This window comes from Rhodococcus sp. BS-15, from assembly GCF_000813105.1.
Classification (GTDB): domain Bacteria; phylum Actinomycetota; class Actinomycetes; order Mycobacteriales; family Mycobacteriaceae; genus Rhodococcoides.
Genome location: NZ_BAOX01000074.1, coordinates 1 through 18963 on the forward strand (window position 1 = coordinate 1; position 18963 = coordinate 18963).

19 protein-coding genes and 4 pseudogenes are annotated in these 18963 nt (G+C 64.8%); 9 read left to right on the forward strand and 14 right to left on the reverse strand.

Annotation, left to right across the window (positions count from 1 at the left end; genetic code table 11):
• Positions 1-37: 37 nt before the first annotated feature.
• Both RHBS_RS28930 and RHBS_RS11345 read right to left on the reverse strand, forming a co-directional pair.
• On the reverse strand, positions 38-205 hold the full coding sequence (locus tag RHBS_RS28930; protein ID WP_170946045.1) for a DUF5302 domain-containing protein: 168 nt from the start codon (positions 203-205) through the stop codon (positions 38-40).
• Between the two features lie 114 nt (positions 206-319).
• Entirely contained in the window at positions 320-1048 is a 729-nt protein-coding gene (locus tag RHBS_RS11345; RefSeq protein WP_121870183.1) for an IclR family transcriptional regulator, read from the reverse strand.
• A 149-nt stretch (positions 1049-1197) separates the two neighbouring features.
• Between RHBS_RS11345 and leuC the strand changes: the two genes are divergently transcribed.
• The 3 genes from leuC (at position 1198) to RHBS_RS11360 (ending at position 4108) form a co-directional block, all read left to right on the forward strand.
• Positions 1198-2622 (forward strand): 3-isopropylmalate dehydratase large subunit, encoded by a 1425-nt coding sequence (gene leuC, locus RHBS_RS11350; RefSeq protein WP_121870182.1) that lies wholly within the window; start codon positions 1198-1200, stop codon positions 2620-2622.
• Positions 2623-2666: 44 nt separating this feature from the next.
• Positions 2667-3284, forward strand: coding sequence for a 3-isopropylmalate dehydratase small subunit (gene leuD / locus RHBS_RS11355; protein WP_121870181.1), 618 nt, complete (start codon positions 2667-2669; stop codon positions 3282-3284).
• Between the two features lie 149 nt (positions 3285-3433).
• A complete protein-coding gene (locus tag RHBS_RS11360; protein WP_128645580.1) occupies positions 3434-4108 on the forward strand; it encodes an HU family DNA-binding protein in 675 nt (224 codons plus the stop codon).
• Positions 4109-4209: 101 nt separating this feature from the next.
• On the opposite strand, the pseudogene RHBS_RS11365 reads toward RHBS_RS11360, so the two are convergent.
• From RHBS_RS11365 to cofC, 3 genes and pseudogenes are all read right to left on the reverse strand, one after another.
• Positions 4210-5144 (reverse strand): annotated as a pseudogene (locus RHBS_RS11365) (NUDIX domain-containing protein).
• Positions 5144-7262 (reverse strand): annotated as a pseudogene (locus RHBS_RS11370) (RNA degradosome polyphosphate kinase). Before RHBS_RS11370 ends, RHBS_RS11365 begins: the two co-directional pseudogenes overlap by 1 nt.
• 193 nt (positions 7263-7455) lie before the next feature.
• Complete coding sequence (gene cofC, locus RHBS_RS11375; protein ID WP_374700578.1) at positions 7456-8250, reverse strand: 2-phospho-L-lactate guanylyltransferase; 795 nt, start codon at positions 8248-8250, stop codon at positions 7456-7458.
• Positions 8251-8352: 102 nt separating this feature from the next.
• Between cofC and RHBS_RS11380 the strand changes: the two genes are divergently transcribed.
• Positions 8353-9351, forward strand: a complete 999-nt coding sequence (locus RHBS_RS11380) for an NAD(P)H-dependent glycerol-3-phosphate dehydrogenase (RefSeq protein ID WP_121870178.1) — start codon at positions 8353-8355, stop codon at positions 9349-9351.
• A 73-nt stretch (positions 9352-9424) separates the two neighbouring features.
• Positions 9425-10530, forward strand: a pseudogene (locus RHBS_RS11385) (D-alanine--D-alanine ligase family protein).
• A gap of 18 nt (positions 10531-10548) precedes the next feature.
• On the opposite strand, the gene RHBS_RS11390 reads toward RHBS_RS11385, so the two are convergent.
• Together RHBS_RS11390 and RHBS_RS11395 are read right to left on the reverse strand one after the other, a co-directional pair.
• Positions 10549-11142 carry a DUF3515 domain-containing protein gene (locus RHBS_RS11390; protein ID WP_128645582.1) on the reverse strand — a complete coding sequence of 198 codons (594 nt, stop codon included), beginning with the start codon at positions 11140-11142 and terminating at the stop codon, positions 10549-10551.
• A gap of 3 nt (positions 11143-11145) precedes the next feature.
• Positions 11146-11394 carry an Lrp/AsnC ligand binding domain-containing protein gene (locus tag RHBS_RS11395; protein ID WP_121870175.1) on the reverse strand — a complete coding sequence of 83 codons (249 nt, stop codon included), beginning with the start codon at positions 11392-11394 and terminating at the stop codon, positions 11146-11148.
• A 260-nt stretch (positions 11395-11654) separates the two neighbouring features.
• On the opposite strand from RHBS_RS11395, the gene RHBS_RS11400 reads away from it, so the two are divergent.
• The 3 genes from RHBS_RS11400 to RHBS_RS11410 are packed head-to-tail and all read left to right on the forward strand — an operon-like array spanning position 11655 to position 13827.
• Positions 11655-12575, forward strand: coding sequence for a thiamine-phosphate kinase (locus RHBS_RS11400; protein WP_306303529.1), 921 nt, complete (start codon positions 11655-11657; stop codon positions 12573-12575).
• 38 nt (positions 12576-12613) lie between these two features.
• Complete coding sequence (locus RHBS_RS11405) at positions 12614-13138, forward strand: gamma carbonic anhydrase family protein (protein ID WP_032397774.1); 525 nt, start codon at positions 12614-12616, stop codon at positions 13136-13138.
• A complete protein-coding gene (locus RHBS_RS11410; RefSeq protein ID WP_121870173.1) occupies positions 13135-13827 on the forward strand; it encodes a uracil-DNA glycosylase in 693 nt (230 codons plus the stop codon). The genes RHBS_RS11405 and RHBS_RS11410 overlap by 4 nt, the downstream gene beginning before the upstream one ends.
• 5 nt (positions 13828-13832) lie before the next feature.
• Here the strand turns inward: RHBS_RS11410 and RHBS_RS11415 are convergent, their stop codons facing one another.
• The 7 genes from RHBS_RS11415 to rpmB form a co-directional block, all read right to left on the reverse strand.
• Complete coding sequence (locus RHBS_RS11415) at positions 13833-14627, reverse strand: enoyl-CoA hydratase/isomerase family protein (RefSeq protein ID WP_121870172.1); 795 nt, start codon at positions 14625-14627, stop codon at positions 13833-13835.
• 83 nt (positions 14628-14710) lie between these two features.
• Positions 14711-15913, reverse strand: coding sequence for a cell wall metabolism sensor histidine kinase WalK (locus RHBS_RS11420; RefSeq protein ID WP_237669165.1), 1203 nt, complete (start codon positions 15911-15913; stop codon positions 14711-14713).
• A complete protein-coding gene (locus RHBS_RS30445; protein ID WP_237669166.1) occupies positions 15910-16104 on the reverse strand; it encodes a hypothetical protein in 195 nt (64 codons plus the stop codon). Before RHBS_RS30445 ends, RHBS_RS11420 begins: the two co-directional genes overlap by 4 nt.
• Positions 16104-16805 (reverse strand): response regulator transcription factor, encoded by a 702-nt coding sequence (locus tag RHBS_RS11425; RefSeq protein ID WP_128645583.1) that lies wholly within the window; start codon positions 16803-16805, stop codon positions 16104-16106. The genes RHBS_RS30445 and RHBS_RS11425 overlap by 1 nt, the downstream gene beginning before the upstream one ends.
• Before the next feature lie 52 nt (positions 16806-16857).
• Positions 16858-17502, reverse strand: a complete 645-nt coding sequence (locus tag RHBS_RS11430; RefSeq protein WP_121870169.1) for a phosphatase PAP2 family protein — start codon at positions 17500-17502, stop codon at positions 16858-16860.
• A 2-nt stretch (positions 17503-17504) separates the two neighbouring features.
• Complete coding sequence (locus RHBS_RS11435) at positions 17505-18071, reverse strand: M15 family metallopeptidase (RefSeq protein WP_128645584.1); 567 nt, start codon at positions 18069-18071, stop codon at positions 17505-17507.
• A 203-nt stretch (positions 18072-18274) separates the two neighbouring features.
• Positions 18275-18466, reverse strand: a complete 192-nt coding sequence (gene rpmB, locus RHBS_RS11440) for a 50S ribosomal protein L28 (protein ID WP_008717389.1) — start codon at positions 18464-18466, stop codon at positions 18275-18277.
• Positions 18467-18743: 277 nt separating this feature from the next.
• On the opposite strand from rpmB, the pseudogene RHBS_RS11445 reads away from it, so the two are divergent.
• Positions 18744-18963 (forward strand): annotated as a pseudogene (locus RHBS_RS11445) (glycerol kinase); the annotation flags it as partial.

Consider the following 18963-nt stretch of genomic DNA (forward strand, 5'->3'; position numbering starts at 1 on the left):
CGGATCGAGAGGGTGTTGTCGTTTCGCTGCGAGCGTCTCAGACGCTTTTGCGGCGGAACATCTTCTGATGGTCGGCCGGACCGTGGGCGTTGTTGACCTTCGGTCCACCGTCCTTGTGTTCGACGGAATTGTGGGACTTGCTGTTCTTCTGTTCCAGAACCTCGCGGAACTTCTTCTTCAGTTCTTCACTGCCGGATTCGGGCATGGGTGACTCCTCGCAGTCGACGACCGGCCGGGTAGGCCGCTCGAGACGAAGGTACCCCACTCTCACAGCTCGATCAGCTCGTTTTCCTCGGGCCGACAGGTCTGCGGGTTTCCCTCAGAGTCGCTTGTGCAGAGCGTCCGCGGCCGCCAGGAGATCCGCAGCCCAGCGCGCCCCGGGCTTGCGTCCGATTCGATCGATCGGTCCGGATACCGAGATCGCCGCCACCACAGTGTCGTTGCTGTCGCGCACCGGCGCGGCAACACTCGCCACGCCCGGTTCACGCTCGCCCGCACTCTGTGCCCAACCGCGCCGCCGAACCTCGAGAAGAATGCGCTCGCTGAATTCTGCATCGGGCAGAACTGTTCGTTGAGTCTGCGAATCTGCCCATGCAAGAAGGACTTTGGCACCCGATCCTGCTGTCATCGGCAGACGTGCGCCGACGAGCACGGTGTCTCGAAGTCCGGTCGGCGGCTCCATGGATGCCACACACACCCGCACCGTCCCTTCGCGCCGATAGATCTGCACACTCTCACCGGTGATTTCGCGCAGCCGTGGAAGTACCGAGGCGGCAGCATCGAGCAGGGCATCCGATGCGCTCGCCGCAAGCTCTCCCAGTCCCGGCCCGGTCCGCCACAGACCGTCGGCATCTCGTACCAGAAGTCGGTGGATCTCCAGGCCGACCGCGAGGCGGTGGGCCGTGGCCCGGGGCAGGCTCGTTCGAGCGCACAGATCATTGAGATTGCAGGGCTTCTCGGCCACCGCGTGCAGCACCGTCATCGCCTTGTCGAGGACACCGATACCGCTCGATTTGTCGACGAGGCCGTTGGGGCTATGCTGTCTCATAGAACGATATTAGACTCCCGCATGCTGAGATTGCACAACTACGAGATCTTCGGTGCGCGCCAGGGGCATGATGTCGAGACGATCACGCGAGGTGGACCAGCCCGTCCACCGGCGCGACGACGACAGGGAAGACGAGGTCCGCGACAGCGATGTCCGAAACACCGAAGACTTTGGCGGAGAAGGTATGGGACCAGCACGTAGTGGTCCGAGGCGGCGGAGAAGGCGGAGCGCGTGAGCCGGATCTGATCTACATCGACCTCCATCTGGTGCACGAGGTGACGAGCCCGCAGGCGTTCGACGGACTCCGGTTGGCCGGCCGTGGACTCCGGCGTCCCGATCTGACGATCGCGACCGAGGACCACAACGTCCCGACAGCCGACATCTTCGCGCCCATCGCCGATCTGGTCTCGCGCACACAGGTCGACACCCTGCGACGCAACTGTGAGGAATTCGGTGTTCGGCTCTACCCGATGGGCGATCTCGATCAGGGCATCGTGCACATCATCGGCCCACAGTTGGGGCTCACCCAGCCCGGCATGACCGTGGTGTGCGGAGACAGTCACACCTCGACGCACGGTGCCTTCGGCTCGATCGCGATGGGCATCGGTACCAGCGAGGTCGAGCACGTCATGGCCACGCAGACCTTGTCGCTGCGTCCTTTCAAGACGATGGCGATCACCGTCGACGGTGAGCTGGCCCCCGGTGTGACGAGCAAGGACCTCATCCTTGCTGTCATCGCACAGATCGGCACCGGCGGCGGTCAGGGCTACGTCCTCGAGTACCGCGGTGAGGCCATTCGCAAGCTGTCGATGGAAGCGCGAATGACCATCTGCAACATGTCGATCGAAGCCGGAGCGCGGGCAGGCATGATCGCACCCGACGAGATCACCTACGAGTACCTGAAGGGGCGCCCGCACGCTCCTCAGGGAGCCGACTGGGACGCGGCGGTCGCGGCGTGGAACGAACTGGCGACCGATCCGGATGCGGTGTTCGACAACGAGGTCCACATCGACGCCGACACGTTGACGCCGTTCGTCACGTGGGGAACGAATCCGGGTCAGGGTGCGCCACTTGGCGATACGGTGCCCGATCCGGAGGCGATGGTCGACGAGAGCGAGCGGGTGGCAGCCCAGAAGGCTTTGCAGTACATGGGTCTGGAAGCGGGCACACCCATCCGCGAGATCGCCGTCGACACCGTGTTCGTGGGTTCGTGCACCAACGGTCGAATCGAGGATCTGCGGGCCGTTGCGTCCGTTCTCGAAGGGCACCGGGTTGCTGACGGAGTGCGAATGCTGGTGGTACCCGGTTCCATGCGGGTGCGAGCGCAGGCCGAAGAGGAAGGTCTGGGCGAGATATTCACGGCCGCAGGAGCGGAGTGGCGTCAGGCCGGTTGCTCGATGTGCCTGGGAATGAATCCGGACCAACTGGCGTCGGGTGAGCGATCGGCGTCGACGTCCAACCGGAATTTCGAGGGTAGGCAGGGCAAGGGCGGTCGCACCCATCTCGTGTCACCGTTGGTTGCGGCGGCCACCGCAATCCGCGGAACCCTGTCCTCTCCGGCGGATCTCGCCTGAAAGCGTCTTCGCTCGGATCGATCGAACTCATAGGAGCACATTCGATGGAAGCTTTTACTCGACACACCGGTATCGGAGTTCCGCTACGACGGTCCAACGTCGATACCGACCAGATAATCCCCGCGGTCTACCTCAAGCGCGTCACCCGGACCGGATTCGAGGACGGGTTGTTCGCCGCCTGGCGCTCGGACCCGAACTTCGTCTTGAACCTCGAGCCCTACAACCGAGGTTCGGTGCTCGTTGCTGGGCCCGATTTCGGCACGGGATCGTCACGCGAGCATGCCGTCTGGGCGCTCTCGGACTTCGGATTTCGGGTTGTGATCGCCTCCCGCTTCGCCGATATCTTTCGCGGAAACTCGGGCAAAGCCGGGCTGCTGGCCGCCGAAGTGGACCAGTCGGACGTCGAATTGCTGTGGAAAGCCTTAGAAGAACAGCCCGGTCTGGAAATAATTGTCGACCTCGTCGACAAGACCGTAACGGCTGGAACGTTGGTGGTGCGCTTCGCGATTGACGACTACACGCGGTGGCGTCTGCTGGAGGGTCTGGACGACATCGGATTGACATTACGCCAGGTAGAGGCCATTACGGAGTACGAAAAGTCAAGGCCGTCATACAAACCCCTGACCCTTCCGGCGCGGATCGAGACACCCACCGAAAGCTGACCGGGCAGCGGTCCGACACGCTTTGCGGCCGTGAATCATTCCGCGACACCAGAATGAAAATTGGCGTGGCGCATAGACTCTTGACGACTTGGGGTTTACCGTTGTAGTAGTCGGTCCGACGATGGGCCACCATATAGCGGAGGAAATCCATGAACAAGGCAGAGCTGATTGACGCCCTGACCGAGAAGTTGGGGTCTGATAGGCGGAGCGCCACAGAGGCTGTCGAGAACATCGTCGACACCATCGTGCGTGCAGTACACCGCGGCGAGAGTGTCACGATCACGGGCTTCGGCGTGTTCGAGCAGCGTCGTCGCGCAGCGCGAGTTGCCCGTAACCCCCGCACCGGTGAGACCGTTCGCGTGAAGCCGACCAACGTCCCGGCGTTCCGTCCGGGTGCGCAGTTCAAGGCCGTCATCGCGGGTGGACAGAAGTTGCCCGCCACCGGTCCTGCCGTCAAGCGCGGTGCGGCTGTGGCTCCGGCCAAGAAGACTGCGGCTGCGAAGAAGACGGCTGCGAAGAAGGCGGCCGTGAAGACGACCGCCCGCAAGGCAACCACCGCTGCCGCCAAGAAGGCAGCACCGGCCAAGACCACGGCTCGTAAGGCAGCGGCTCCCGCAAAGGCCGCCGCCAAGAAGGCAGCTCCCGCGAAGACCACCGCGCGCAAGACCGTTGCGAAGAAGGCTCCGGCCAAGACGACTGCGCGCAAGGCTGCAACGACTGCTGCTCCCGCCAAGAAGGCTCCGGCCAAGACAGCGGCCAAGAAGACCGTTGCAAAGAAGGCTCCGGCCAAGAAGGCACCCGCGAAGCGCGCAGCGAAGAAGTAGAGCCTGCAGGCTCCACTTGCACGTGTGACAGCGTTGATACCGCAGAAGGCCCCCGACTCGAAGATCGAGTCGGGGGCCTTCTGTCGTAAGTGTCGAGCCGCTCAGCCGTCGGCGGTGAGGGTGGGCAAGGGACTGGCGATGTGGTCGGCAGAGATGAGCCTGCCGTCACGGCGCGAGAGCACCCACACGCTACCCTTGCGGTTTCTGTTGGCAGGCAACGTGATTCCGTCTCTCTCGGCCCACCAGCGCATCAAGTCGGGGATCACTTTTCCCTGGCTGCAGACCACGGGGGTGCCGGGCAGTTCGGCGATGTCGCGTGCGCGATGTCGCCCCTTGCGAGGGTCGTCGGCGTACCCTTCCTCTGACAGCAGGTGCTCGGGAGTGATGTCCACCCCCAACGATTCCGCGAACGGAGCGACCGTCTGGACGCATCGAGCGCGGTCGGCTGCATAGACGGCATCGCCGCCGAATGCCCGAAGCAACGAGACCAAGGATTCGGCCTGTCGACGTCCGGTCCTGTCGAGTGGACGATCGACGTCGTTGCCTTTGTACCGCGAGCGCGACCCGGCACTGCCGTGCCGAACCAACAGCACCGTGGAGGTGTCGGCAGGCTTGGCCACGAACCGCCGAAGGATCTTGTGGTCCATGGGATACGAGAGTTCGCGGCCGACGTCCTCGGGCGCTACCCAGCGAATTTCGTCCACCTCGACATTGGGGACGAACTCACCCCCGGTGACCTCGGCCGCCCAGTAGAGAACCTTCTTGACCCGACGGTGCCCCGGGATCGGGTAGGTGACGTAGGACAGCGACCGTCCCAGTCGTGAGTCGAATCCGGTCTCCTCCTTGACCTCTCGGACCGCTGCGTCGACAGCTGTTTCACCGGGATCGAGCTTTCCCTTGGGGAACGACCAGTCGTCGTATTTGGGCCTGTGCACCAGGCGACCTCGACGCCCGAGTCGCCGCTCGGTGAATGTCGCCACAGGATCGAGCCCGCCGCAAAGATGTTGGCGCGGGGAGAGCCGTCGGAAGTGCCCATCAGGACGCCTGATTCCTCCGACTGCGCATCAAGTCCACCTGATGCTCACGAACTTTCTCACCCTGAGCCGGTGACGCGACCCAGCCGCCGTCCGGTCCCAACTCCCAGCATCGAGTGGTGGGGTCGAGGGCAGAATCGAAGATCTCGCTCAGCTGGTTCGCCAGTCGAGGATCCTTGACCTGAGCCATCACCTCGACTCGGCGATCGAGGTTGCGGTGCATCATGTCTGCGCTGCCGATCCAGAACTCGTCCGCGCCTTGGAAGTGCAGAACTCGCGAGTGTTCGAGGAATCGGCCGAGGATGGAACGGACTTCGATGTTCTCCGACAGACCGGGAACTCCTGGCTTGAGTGCACAGATTCCGCGCACCACCACCTTGACCGGAACCCCTGCCATCGATGCTCGGTAGAGCGCGTCGATGACCTGCTCGTCGACCAGGGCGTTGGCCTTGAGCCGAATTCCGGCGTCGCGGCCCTCTTTGAGGTGTTCGACCTCGGCCTCGATGCGTTCGACGATGCCGCGCCGCACCCCGTACGGTGCCACGAGAAGATTGCGGTACTTGGACTTTCGCGAGTATCCGGTCAGTGAGTTGAACAGATCGGTGAGGTCGGCCCCGATCTCGGGCGACGACGTCAGCAGGCCCACGTCCTCGTAGATCCGTGCTGTCTTGGGGTTGTAGTTGCCGGTACCGATGTGCAGTACCGGCGAATGACGGACCCCTCTCGACGCACGACCAGGCAGGTCTTGCAGTGCGTCTTGAGGCCGACGAGCCCGTACACCACGTGCACGCCCGCCTTTTCGAGCTTGCGTGCCCACTCGATGTTGGCCTGCTCGTCGAAACGTGCCTTGATCTCGACCAATGCCACGACCTGCTTGCCCGCTCCGGCGGCATCGACGAGCGCGTTGACGATCGGGGAATCTCCCGAGGTTCGATAGAGGGTCTGCTTGATGGCGAGCACCTGCGGGTCGCCGCGGCCTGCTCGATGAAGCGTTGAACGCTGGTGGAGAAGGAATCGTAGGGATGATGTACCAGGACGTCGCCGTCGCGCAGTGTGGAGAAGACGCTCTTGGGGGTCTCGCGCTCACCGAATGCCGGGTGGGTGGCCGGGACGAAGGGGGCATCCTTGAGGTTGGGACGGTCGACGCTGTAGACCTGCCACAGGCACGACAGATCGAGCAGTCCGGGGACCTGAATGACGTCGCCCGGATCGACATCGAGTTCGCGAAGCAGCAATTCGAGCATGTGCTCGGTCATGTCGTCGGCGATCTCGAGGCGGACAGGTGAGCCGAAGCGCCTGCGGGCGAGCTCTCGCTCCAGTGCCTGCAGGAGGTCCTCGTCGCGGTCTTCCTCGACCTCGAAATCGGCGTTGCGCGTGATACGGAACGCGTGAGACTCGACGACCTCCATCCCGGGGAAGAGGACATCGAGGTGAGCCGAGATCAATTCCTCCATCGACAGGAAGGCGTCGATGCGGTGGTTGCCCTCGCCGCGCTTGACCCGCACGAAGCGATCCACGTTGTCGGGAACCTTCACACGGGCGAAGTGCTCACCGGTTGTGGAGTAATCCTTCACTGTCACAGCGAGATTCAAGCTCAGGCCGCTGATGTACGGGAAGGGGTGGGCCGGGTCGACGGCCAGCGGCGTGAGAACCGGAAAGACCTGCTCGGTGAAATATTCCGACAGTCGAGCGCGCTCGTCGCTGTCCAGATCGGACCACCGGATGATCGCGATTCCCTCGGCGGTGAGCTCGGGAAGGATCGAATCGAGCAGTACTCGCGCATGTTTGAGCGCGAGCTCCTGGGTGCGCTGTCCGATCACCGCGAGCTGCTCGCGCGGAGTCATACCGTCGGCGGAGCGAACCGACAGACCGGTTTCGTCACGGCGCTTGAGGCCTGCAACCCGAACCATGTAGAACTCGTCGAGATTCGACGCGTAGATCGCGAGGAACTTCGCCCGTTCGAGCAAAGGGAGCGACGAGTCCTGCGCGAGCGCGAGAACCCGTGAGTTGAAATCGAGCCAGCTCAATTCCCGGTTGAGATAGCGATTTTCGGGGAGCACGGTGCCGGCGTCCACCGATTCGGGTGTAGCAGCCGGTAGCGCGGAGGGGATACTCGGCATAGTCGCCGCGATCGGAGCGCTCCATGCCGGATCCGAACCGGTGGCCTTTCCGGTCTCGATCGGCGGATCCTGGTTCGCTGGCTGCACGTCGTCTTTGCTCACCGCACGATCATCCCCCAAACCCGGCGTGGGTGAAACTCCGATGGCCGAACTCGGGTCCGTGTTCACTCGACTTCCGTGCCGGTCCGCACGCTCACGCAGTCGTCGCAGATGCTTCGTCACTCCACCCGAGCGAGTGGAGGACGGCCGCCGTCGCCGGTCCGACTCCCAGACGGTGCGCTCTGCGGACGTCGTCGGCGGTGTCCACGTCCAGTCGAAGACCCGGCCACGCGCCGTCGAGTTCCCGTGCGCCCGACGCGGTGTGGCGGCGTGCGGAGTCTCGTCCGAACAGTGGTGCCAGTTCGTCGGGGGAGTCCTTGAGGATCAGTGCGGCGGTCCCCGTGCCGTGATGGTCGACCACGAGTGATCTGCCTCCCAGTCGGGCACCGCTGTAGGCCTGGGCGAGTTCTGCCGAACGCATCGCCGGAAGGTCTGCTTGCAACGCGATGATGTCGACGCGGTGTGCGGGGACGGTCTCGCGCCCACCGACATCCGCGTCGACGTGACCGTGCCGCAGTACGTGCGAAGCTGCCGCGAACGCGTGATTGAGGCGTTCGTCCGGTTGCTGTGCAGGATCGCGGACCGGTTCGTCGAACACTCGTGCACCGATTCTGCGGGCGGTCTCTGCGACGAGAGGATCCGGGGTCACCACCGTGACCGAATCGACCACCGACACCGCGCCTGCGGCCGCCACGGTGTCGCTGAGCATCGCGAGCACCAATCGTGTTCGGTCAGGTGCCGAGAACTCCGCCGCCAAGCGCGACTTCGCCGCGGAGAGATCCTTCACCGCAATGAGAACCCTGACGGCGCGGCGGGCAGGGTCCGGCGACGCGCCGGCCCGGTCGCCGTGGTCGTCTCGTGATGCACCCATGGTGCTCGATCCTGCCAGCGTCATGGATCTGTGCCGACTCCGACCGCCCGAGCAGGTCTGCGAGTTAGGGTGATGCGCGCGTGGACAGGGCATCGGCGAAGTAGGCGAGGGGTTGGCGGAATGAGCAGAGCAGCGGTATTGGGGTCGGGTTCGTGGGGAACCGCATTCGCCAAGGTGTTGGCCGATGCCGGAACGGACGTCACCATGTGGGCCCGCCGCGAGGAACTCGCTGCATCCATCACCGACGACCACGAGAACAAGGACTACCTTTCGGGAATCGAGCTGCCGTCGTCGATCCGCGCGACGAGTGATCCCGTCCGCGCACTCGACGGAGCCGACATCGTGGTGCTGGCCGTGCCGTCGCAGAGTCTGCGGGCCAATCTCGAGGCGTGGACCGACTCCATCCCGCCGCACGCAACGCTGCTCTCCCTGGCGAAGGGAATCGAGACCGGAACGCTCATGCGGATGAGCCAGGTGATCTCTCAGGTCACCGGTGCGGATCCCAGCCGGGTCGCGTGCCTGTCCGGGCCGAATCTCGCGCGCCCGATCGCCGAGGGGCAGCCTGCCGCAACCGTCATCGCGTGCTCCGATTCCCAGCGTGCCCTCGAGATTCAGAAGTCCTGCGCCACAGGATATTTCAGGCCTTACACCAACAGTGATGTCATCGGTGCCGAGATCGGTGGTGCCTGCAAGAACGTCATCGCCCTCGCCTGCGGGATGGCCGCAGGCGTCGGATACGGCGAGAACACCCTCGCGTCGATCATGACCAGGGGTCTGGCCGAGATCATCCGCCTCGGAGTAGCACTCGGTGCCAAGCCGTCGACGCTGTCGGGCCTGGCAGGCGTGGGCGACCTGGTCGCCACCTGCTCGTCACCCCTCTCGCGCAATCGCACGTTCGGAGAACGACTGGGTTCGGGTGGCTCCCTCGAGAGTGCGCAGGAAGCAGCTCACGGGCAGGTTGCCGAGGGCGTCAAGTCCTGTACCTCGGTGCGTGCGCTCGCCGAGAGCTACGACGTCGAGATGCCGCTGACCGACGCCGTGCATCGGGTCTGTCACGGCGGCATGTCCGTTCCGGATGCGGTCGGGCACCTGCTGGGACGTCGTATCAAGCCCGAGTGAGGCAGTGATCGCGGTCTCGCCGCGAACAGGGCGAATCCGCGTTCGATGAGCCGCGGCGGTACGGTTTCTCATCGTGAGTACTCCCCGCATCAAAGTTGCCGTCGTCTTCGGTGGCCGCAGCAGCGAGCACGCTGTGTCCTGTGTATCGGCAGGTAGCGTGCTGCAGAACCTCGATCCGGCCAAGTACGAGGTGGTTCCCGTGGGGATCACCGCGGACGGTGCTGGGTACTCGGCTCCTCCGACGTCGAAGCGCTGACGATTCACGACCGGGTACTGCCGACCGTCGACAAGACGGGAGCAGCGCTTGCTCTCAGTACGGACCCGGGTCACGCCGGCGCTCTGCTCGCCCTCGGCGAGGGGGAAGGCGGGACGGTACTCGCATCCGTCGACGTCGTGTTCCCGGTTCTGCACGGACCGTACGGCGAGGACGGCACCTTGCAGGGCCTGCTCGAAATGGCCGGCGTTCCGTATGTCGGGCCGGGCGTGCTGGCCAGCGCTGCAGGGATGGACAAGGAATTCACCAAGAAGCTGCTCGGTGCCGAGGGATTGCCGATCGGTCGCCAGGTGGTACTCCGGCGCGCCGTCGACGACCTGACGGCCGCCGAGCGTGAACGAATCGGCCTGCCCGCATTCGTCAAACCGGCCCGAGGCGGATCGTCCATCGGAATCTCGCGCATCACCGCGTGGGACCAACTCCCCACCGCGATCGCCGTTGCGCGCGAACACGACCCCAAGGTGATCGTCGAAGGCATGATCCACGGCCGCGAGGTCGAGTGCGGGGTGCTGGAATTTCCCGACGGCACCGTGCTCGCGAGCGCCGTCGCCGAGATCCGAATTCCCGACGCGGACATCGACGATCATGCTTTCTACGACTTCGACACCAAGTACCTCGACGATGTCAGTGAGTTCGACATCCCGGCTGCCCTCGACGACGCCACGAGCGACCGCATTCGCGAACTCGCCGTCGCCGCCTTCCGCGCGTTGGACTGCCAGGGACTGGCGCGCGTGGATTTCTTCGTCACCGAGAACGGTCCGGTCATCAACGAGATCAACACGATGCCCGGTTTCACCTCGATCTCGATGTACCCCAAGATGTGGGCGGAATCCGGCGTCGACTACCCGACGCTCATCGCCACCCTGATCGACACCGCTCTCGCCCGCGGTACCGGTTTGCGTTAGAGCTGTTGCGGCCCTGCGCTACTGCAACGGAGCGGGGTCGAGAGGCTGTTGGGGCAGCGCGTCCGATACGGCCGAGGACGCGTCCTGCAACGGGGTTGGGCCCGAGTCTCCCGGAATCGTCAGGGCAACGTAGACACCGCGATCGACGACGAACCAGGTGCTGGCGTCGATCCCGTCGTCTTCCCCGGACACCTCGAACCACTGAACTCCGTTGATCACCTGCAAAGGTGCAGCCACATCGAACCCGATCGGCCTGGGCAGACCGCAGCGCAACACGACCGGCTCGGCGTTCTCCTCGGCCGAGACCCACGCACGGACTCCGACCGGCGCCGGGTCGGCCAACTCGGCTCTCGTGTAGTCGCCGAGCTTCTCGGGCAACGCGTCCAGCAGGAACGTGCACTGCTCACTCGCGGCATCGGGGGAGTCGACCGGGCCGAGAGCGACCGGATCCTGGACGGGTGAGCGGTTGACCGCGATGGCCGCAACCAGAACTCCGACCACCAGCGCGACCGGTAACGCGATCGCGGTGGCGATGACCGCGGGATGGCGCTGCTCGCGAGTGGCCTCGGTCTCGGCCGAGCTGTCTTCGGTGCCGGTGTCGGGTGACGTCACGAGCTATCCGACGGACGTCGTCGACTGCGGGGCCACCGGGCAGGTCAGGGTGCGAGTGATGGCATCGACCTTCTGGATGCGGGAGACGATCTCGGCGATCTCGGCGTCGGAGGCACCGTCGGCGCGTGCGATCACGTCGTAGGGCCCGACCACTGCCTCCGCCGACACGACACCGTCGACGGCCTCGATCTGCTGTGCGACGGCCCTCGCACGGCCGACCTCGGTCTGAACGAGAACGAATGCTTGCACCATCGGTGGTCCCTTTCCCCTGCCGGACTTCTCGACTGTAGGTTGGTTCGACTACGTTCTCTTCGCACGTAACCTGCTGCATCGGTATTGTCCCGACCGCCGCTAAAAGGTACCGCAGGCGCGGCGCGCGCTCCGCGTGAGACCGTCGCGCACGCACCGCGTTCTCAGGAAGGAACATCATCGACGACACCGTCATCGACTCGGCCACCGGCAGCGAGCGCACCGTCGCGCAGGTCGGCGAATTCGACGTCATCGCCCGCGCCATCGCAGATCGTGCACAGCCACCGTCGACCATCGTCGGGCCGGGCGACGACGCAGCCGTTGTCGTCGCGTCCGACGGTCGGATCGCGGCATCCACCGATATGTTGGTGCACGGCAGGCACTTTCGGCTCGACTGGTCGAGTCCGATACAGATCGGCCGCAAGGCGATCGCGCAGAACGGCGCGGACATCGCCGCAATGGGCGCGCAGTGCTCGGGTTTTCTCGTCTCTCTCGGCTGCCCGGCCGACACGCCGGTGAGTGTGACCGACGGCCTCAACGAGGGCATGTGGCTCGAGGCAGTTGCTGCGGGATCGGCCGTCGTCGGTGGCGATGTGGTGCAATCGCCGGAGCTGGTGATCTCGATCACCGCGCTCGGCGATCTTCAGGGCAGGGCTCCGGTCCTTCGATCGGGGGCACGTGCCGGTGATGTGATTGCGTACGCGGGACGGCTCGGCTGGTCGGCGGCCGGACTGGCTCTACTGCTCGGTGACAGGGACAGAACCGGGCACAACGCCGTGTTGGACGCCCACCGAGTGCCCGTCCCGCCGTATCGCGCCGGGATCGAGGCCGCAGAAGCTGGAGCGACCTCGCTCACCGACGTCTCCGACGGGTTGGTGGCCGACCTCGGCCACATCGCCGATGCGTCGGGCGTGCTGCTGGATGTCGATCCCGCCCTGCTGGACATTCCCGTCGAAGTGCGGTCGGCGGCAACGCTGATGGGGCACGATCCGCTGGACTGGGTGCTCACCGGAGGGGAGGATCACGCGCTCGTCGGCACCTTCCCCGACGACGCCGCCGTTCCCCGGGGGTGGACGGTGATCGGTCGCGTCGAGCACGGAGACGGTGAGCCTGCGGGTCGAGTGACGGTCGGCGGAGAAGTCCATGCGGGTAGATCGGGATGGTCGAGTTTCGAGAGCGAGTGAACACGGATCGGGTCCATCGAGTCGGCTAAGTTGCAGAGATGGCTATCTACGCACTCGGTGATCGAGAACCCGACATCCACCCCGACGCCTACGTCCATCCCGACGCCGTCGTCATCGGAGCGGTGACCTTGGCTGCCGGATCGTCGGTGTGGCCCACTGCAGTTCTGCGGGCCGACTACGGCACCATCTCGATCGGCGAGGGCACCAACGTGCAGGACGGAACCGTGGTGCACTGCACCCCGATCGACGCAACGGTCATCGGTTCCGGGTGCGTACTGGGCCACAATGCGCACGTCGAGGGTGCGACCATCGGGGACAACTGCCTCATCGCGTCGGGCTCGGTAGTACTGAACGGATCGAAGATCGGAGCCGGCTCGATCGTCGGTGCGGGCGCGGTGGTGCCGTTCAAGTTCGTCGTTCCCGAACGTTCGATGGCGCTCGGTGTGCCCGCCAAGATCCGCGAGGGCTATCAGGTTCCCGACGGCCACGTCGACATCAACGTTCAGATGTACTCGGCCAACGCCGCGTACTACCGCGATGCGCTGCGCCGGATCGACCGGTGACGCCTAAGCCGCTCGCCGATACCGTCGAATCGGGATGGGCACGCGCCCTCGCTCCGGTCGAGACGAATGTCGCTGCGATGGGCGACTTCCTACGAGCCGAGCTCGCCGCCGGACGCCACTACCTGCCCGCGGGCGAGAACGTGCTGCGCGCGTTCCGCTACCCCTTCGATCGGGTCCGTGTGCTCATCGTCGGCCAGGACCCCTACCCGACGCCGGGACATGCAGTGGGGCTGAGCTTCTCGGTCGCGCCCGACGTACGACCCGTACCGCGGAGTCTGAACAACATTTTCAAGGAGTACTCGGACGATCTGGGTTTGCCCACACCCAGCAACGGTGACCTCACGCCCTGGGCGGACCGAGGTGTGATGTTGCTCAACCGCGTGCTCACCGTCGAACCGTCACAGGCGGCCTCGCACCGTAAGAAGGGGTGGGAAGCGGTGACGGAGCAGGCGATTCGCGCACTCGTCGCCCGCGCCGAGAATCCCGATGAGCCCGGGCTGGTCGCGGTTCTCTGGGGCCGCGACGCATCGACTCTGAAGCCGATGCTCGGATCGGTGCCCATCATCGAATCGGCGCACCCGTCACCGCTGTCCGCCTCACGCGGGTTCTTCGGATCCAAGCCCTTCAGTCGCGTGAACGAATTGTTGGTCGAGGGCGGAGACGAACCGATCGACTGGACGCTGCCGTGATCGGATCAGGAGAAGTCGGGCCGACGCTTCTCGATGAACGCGTCGACACCCTCGACTCCGGCAGGAGATGACGCAGCCGCCGAGATCGACGCCGACTCGGCGTCCAACTGCTCTGTCAGAGTTGTCGATTCGGACGCTGCGAGCAGTCTCTTGATCCCCTGGTATGCCGATGTCGGCCCGTTGGCGAGGGTTCGAGCGAGGCGCTCGGCCTCACTGTCGACGATGTCGTCGCCCACCAACCGGCTGAGGATTCCGAGCCGAACTGCGTCCTCTCCGTTGATGATCGAGTCGTTGAGTAGGATGTCCATCGCTCGGCCCGAACCGACGATTCGGGGGAGTGTCCAGGACATTCCCCCGTCCGGTGTGAATCCGATGGAGGGGTACGCAGGGCGCAGTTTGGTCGAGGGCCCACCGATGGCGATGTCGGTGAGACAGACCAGGCTCATGCCTGCCCCGGCCGCCCAACCGTGGACACCGGAGACGACAGGAACGGTGACGGCGGACAGTTCGCGGACGAATGCATGGAACGTGTCGGCGACGGATCCGACGAATGCGCCGCGGTCGTCGGCTCCGGCGAAGTCACGTACGTTTCCGCCTGCGCAGAAGTTGGGCCCGCGGCCGATGAGGAGCACGCTCCCGATAGCGGTGGTGCCGGCGTTGACGGATCGCAGAGCCGCCGTGCCGCCGTCGATGCCGTCGAGGTCGAGCGAGGCACCACCGGCCTCGGTGGCAACGACGATTCTCAGTACACCGTCCTCGATGCTGACCTTGCTGGAAATGTCGGCGTCCGAATAAGTCACGTTCGGGACTCTAACCGACGCTTCTGTTCCGCCGTGGGGCCGCCGTGCTCGGGCACGGATGCGAGAGCCCGCTGTCGGGACCGCTACCGGGGTCGAAGACGGGGCAGCTCGACGCTGAAGACCGTGGTCGAATCCACTCGGTCGACGGTGATGCTGCCGCCGTGCAGACGCACGTTCTCGGCGGCGAGGGACAGTCCGAGTCCGCTGCCTTCGCTGCGTCCACGAGCGGTGTCCACCTTGTAGAACCGACGGAAGATCGCGTGGCTGTCTTCCGGCGATATCCCTGGCCCGTGGTCCACCACTGTCACGTCCACCCACTCGGGACGAGCGTTCATCTCCACGCGTACCGGGGGCTCGCCGTGACGCAGTGCATTCCCCACGAGGTTGGCTACCACCACGTCGATGCGTCGCGGATCCACGGTCGCGTCGATACTGTCCGGCACTCGCAGTTCGACGCTCTCCGCCCATCCGCGGCGGACCAGTGAGTGTCGGACGAGCTCGACGAGGTCGACATCGTCGAGAACGAGGCGCGCCTGTTGTGCGTCGTGTCGAGACATCTCGATGAGATCCTCGACGAGCCGTGCGAGCTTCCCGATCTCACCGCTGACGATCCGGGCGGCTGCTCCCGCATCGGGCGAGAGTTGGGGGATCTCCTCTCGGAGTATTTCGCCGACCGGAACGAGTGCTGCCAGTGGAGTTCTCAGCTCTTGGGAGACGTCGGCGACGAACCTGCGCGCCTGCTCTTCCGACTCCTCCAACCCGCGAATGACCGTCTCGTTTCTGGCGATCATGGTGTTGAAAGTCGTCGTCAGCTCGGCGAGTTCGGTCACACCCTCCTCGGAGAGTCGAACACTCAGATCACCGTCGGCGGCGCGGGCAGCGGCCCGATCGAGGCGTCGCAGTGGACGCACCAGGGTCGAGGCGATCCACAATCCGAGCAGCCCACTGACCAGTACTCCGCCCGCCAGGGTGAGGGCCACCGCGCGCAGAAGATCGTCGAACTTGTCCTGCACGCCCTCGAGCGGCCGAATGGCGACGGCCGTGACCAGGGTTTCATTGCCGTCCGGATCGTTCGCCTCGAAGACACGGACGGACATCGCGAGCATGATCCGTTCGGAGTCGAGTCGCTCGAAGCGGATGATTCCTCGACTGCCCACCCCGGCGAGAAAACCGGGGGAGAGCGTGGTCGGGTCTACGGATCCCCGTTGTACTTCGTCGTCGCCGACGAGCAACGTCGCGTCGGACGGAAAGAACTGTCGCAGTTCGGATGACCTCGTTCGGGTCACCTGGCCCCGTCGGCATCCCGGAGCTCGTCGCGAAACTGCGCCGTAGCCACGTCCTGCGCGTTGGAGTAGATCCACGATCGCGCCATGAACGAGACCACACCAGCCGTTGCACCGGCGATGATCACGACGATGGTGATGAACACGAGGACCAGTCGAGTACGCAGGCCGTCGACTCGCAGCCGGGACGGCATCAACGAACCGGTCCTGGATCGAATCGATATCCGAACCCGCGCACCGTTTCGATGACGGCCGGTGCAGAGGGATCGTCCTCGATCTTGCCGCGTAGTCTCTGGACTGCGGCATCGACGATTCGGGAGTCTCCGAGATAGTCCTGATCCCATGCTGCAGAAAGCAATTGGCCTCGGCTGAGTACGTGACCCACGTTCTCGGTCAGGGCGAGCAGGAGACGAAGCTCGGTGGGCGTGAGCGTCAGCAGAGTTCCGCCCTTCCTCACCTGTAGCGACGAACGGTCGACGGTCAAGTCGCCGTACTGCTCGACGATTGCCGTCGCTGTCGGCGCGGAGGGTGTCGTGTCCGTCGATCGTCTGACCACAGCCTTGATGCGAGCGTCCAGGACCCGTGGGCTCGTGGGTTTGACGACGTAGTCGTCGGCACCGGCTTCCAGACCCGCGACGGTGTCGATGTCATCGGAGCGGGCGGTGAGGATGATGATCGGGACCGAACTCTGCGTTCGGATCCGTCGGCAGATCTCGTAGCCGTCGGCTCCGGGGAGGCCGAGGTCGAGCAGGACGATCTCGGCGGAAGTGAGCGCGTCGTCCAGATCACCGTTCCCGTCGTGGCGATGGACGACTCGGTGACCGAGTCGGTTGAGCCCCAACGTCATTGCTTCGGCCACAGCTGGGTCGTCCTCCACGAAGAGAATGTTCACCATGTCGAGGACCTTGTGTTGTAGGGGCGATCGCGATCGGCCAAGGGTACAGGGCTCACACTTGCGCGAGACGTTCGTTGCCGGGGTCGGCCAGCGTCGAATGACGGGGCGTGGAGATCCTGATCGGGAAAGCGGAGACCGCCAGGGCGTAGCACCCGACGAGCAGCAGCGCGCCGAGCGCGTCACTGGGGCGGTGCCATTTCAGGACGACGACCGACACGGCAGTTCCGAGGACGAGCAGTGCTCCGTTGATCGCGACGAGGTTTCGCCAGCGGCGAGCGCTCACGAGGTAGACCGCACAGACGACAGCTGTAACGCAGGTTACGGTGCCGCTGGGAAAGGAGTTGTGCTGGACGAGGCCGTCCAAATTCGGTCGGTCGAGCGAGTACTTGAGAATCCAGGCCGTGGCAATCGGTCCGAGTGTCATGATTCCCGCTCGCAGCGCAAGTGCGATCCTGTTGCCGCGCCACGCGATCAGGCATGCGACGAGAACCGCTCCTGCAGCCGAGACCGGTGCGACGAGTTCGACGAATGCGGCGCAGACGTCGAGGAGGTCCCCGGACAGTGCTTCGGCGCTCACCATCAGTTCCTGATCCACAGTTTGGCCTGTGGTCGTCAACACGCACAGGCAGTAGACGACGACTCCCAGGTTCAGCAGTGCCAGTGCGGCGAGCAGTCGCCGCGGTTCGACCCGTGTCATTTTCAACCCACCGCTCGTTCGTCGGTCGGGTCGTCGAGTGGCACCGGGCAGGTGCCGCCAGGAGTGGTCGCCATTTCGAAGTGCCACATTTCGTTGGCATAGGTCTGGCACAGGCCGTAGTCGTTGCCGTGTCGGATCATCCAGTCGGCGGCATCCGTCCGTCCGACATCGACCGCACGTCCGGTGACATGCTTGGAATTGCTGGGGGTCTGCACCCATCGTCTGGCTTCGTCGGTGCTGCCGTAGCGGGTCGCGGCCTCGTCGAACAAGCGTTGCTGGTACGCCGCGGAACGCCAGCCGGAGGTGACGTACACATCGACTCCGGACGATTTTGCGTCGGCAGCGGCGGAGTGCAGCGCCATGAGCAGAACGGGGTCGAGACGGGCAAGCGCGGGAAGATCGGTGTTGTCGAGGCCGATCCGGTCGTCTATCTCACCGCCGGCCGGCCCCGAGTCGGGCTGACCGGCCAGATAGTGCGCGGCAGTCGGAGTGTCGGGCTCTGTGTTCGAGCATGCGGTGAGCGTCAGCGCTGCGAGCGCCGTGACGAAGAGTGTGCGTGTGGTCGCCATGCGTTCGAGACTGCTCGGCCGGTGTCACCGGCCGGTGCCCGTGATTCGCCGTCTTCGTCACGGTTCCGACCGGTTGTGTAACAGGACGGAACGGGACCGAAACGGAAGCTCACACGACTGTGCCCCGCCTCCGAGATAGGGGGCGGGGCACAGTGCTCGCACGCAGTCGAGGCCGTGGAGGAAAACGAAGAGCGAGGCCGAAATCAGCCCCGGACCACCTTGCCTGCCTTCAAGCAGGAGGTGCACACGTTCATGCGCTTGGAGTTACCAGGCGCAACCTGAGCGTGAACGGTCTGGATATTCGGGTTCCAACGACGGTTGGTCCGTCGGTGCGAGTGCGAGACCGACTTACCGAAGCCGGGCCCCTTGGCGCATACGTCGCAGACGGCAGCCATAGTCGCGAACTCCTTGATAGATGTTGATCGATACATGTGGTCGAAGACATCGAAACGAACTACGAGCAGATGCAAGGATTGCAATGCGTGAAGATCGCCTCGAGGCAACCCTGCAAGAATAGCGGCGTCGCACGCAATCACCAAACCGCCACGACAGACGCTGCGCGAGGGCTCACGGACGGCGCGCCACCGATCATGCCCGACTAAGCTTCGGGCACTGTCCGCGAGGGAGTTCGGACGAGGTAGCGGACGTGACGCGGGGGGGAGGCTGCTCGAGGTGGTCGACGTACTCGAATCGATCGATGCCGCGGCCCTGCGACGGTGGGCCTACCGCTGCGTCGATTCCCTGACCGCGCGGTGCGACGAGATCAATGCACTCAACGTGTTCCCCATCCCAGACTCGGACACCGGCACCAATCTCATGTTCACCTTCCGTGCCGCGGTGGAGTCGATGCGCGCGGCCGGGCCCACTGCGGACGCCCGCGCCGTCGGCCGGA

What these genes read in the sequence shown, in the direction of transcription:
- RHBS_RS11430 (WP_121870169.1), bottom strand. Translation starts at nt 17,502, where the DNA reads ATGACACGGGTCGAACCGCGGCGACTGCTCGCCGCACTGGCACTGCTG.
- RHBS_RS11435 (WP_128645584.1), bottom strand. Translation starts at nt 18,071, where the DNA reads ATGGCGACCACACGCACACTCTTCGTCACGGCGCTCGCAGCGCTGACG.
- rpmB (WP_008717389.1), bottom strand. Translation starts at nt 18,466, where the DNA reads ATGGCTGCCGTCTGCGACGTATGCGCCAAGGGGCCCGGCTTCGGTAAG.
- RHBS_RS11360 (WP_128645580.1), top strand. Translation starts at nt 3,434, where the DNA reads ATGAACAAGGCAGAGCTGATTGACGCCCTGACCGAGAAGTTGGGGTCT.
- leuC (WP_121870182.1), top strand. Translation starts at nt 1,198, where the DNA reads ATGTCCGAAACACCGAAGACTTTGGCGGAGAAGGTATGGGACCAGCAC.
- RHBS_RS11380 (WP_121870178.1), top strand. Translation starts at nt 8,353, where the DNA reads ATGAGCAGAGCAGCGGTATTGGGGTCGGGTTCGTGGGGAACCGCATTC.
- RHBS_RS11345 (WP_121870183.1), bottom strand. Translation starts at nt 1,048, where the DNA reads ATGAGACAGCATAGCCCCAACGGCCTCGTCGACAAATCGAGCGGTATC.
- RHBS_RS11425 (WP_128645583.1), bottom strand. Translation starts at nt 16,805, where the DNA reads ATGGTGAACATTCTCTTCGTGGAGGACGACCCAGCTGTGGCCGAAGCA.
- leuD (WP_121870181.1), top strand. Translation starts at nt 2,667, where the DNA reads ATGGAAGCTTTTACTCGACACACCGGTATCGGAGTTCCGCTACGACGG.
- RHBS_RS30445 (WP_237669166.1), bottom strand. Translation starts at nt 16,104, where the DNA reads ATGCCGTCCCGGCTGCGAGTCGACGGCCTGCGTACTCGACTGGTCCTC.
- RHBS_RS11395 (WP_121870175.1), bottom strand. Translation starts at nt 11,394, where the DNA reads ATGGTGCAAGCATTCGTTCTCGTTCAGACCGAGGTCGGCCGTGCGAGG.
- RHBS_RS11405 (WP_032397774.1), top strand. Translation starts at nt 12,614, where the DNA reads ATGGCTATCTACGCACTCGGTGATCGAGAACCCGACATCCACCCCGAC.
- RHBS_RS28930 (WP_170946045.1), bottom strand. Translation starts at nt 205, where the DNA reads ATGCCCGAATCCGGCAGTGAAGAACTGAAGAAGAAGTTCCGCGAGGTT.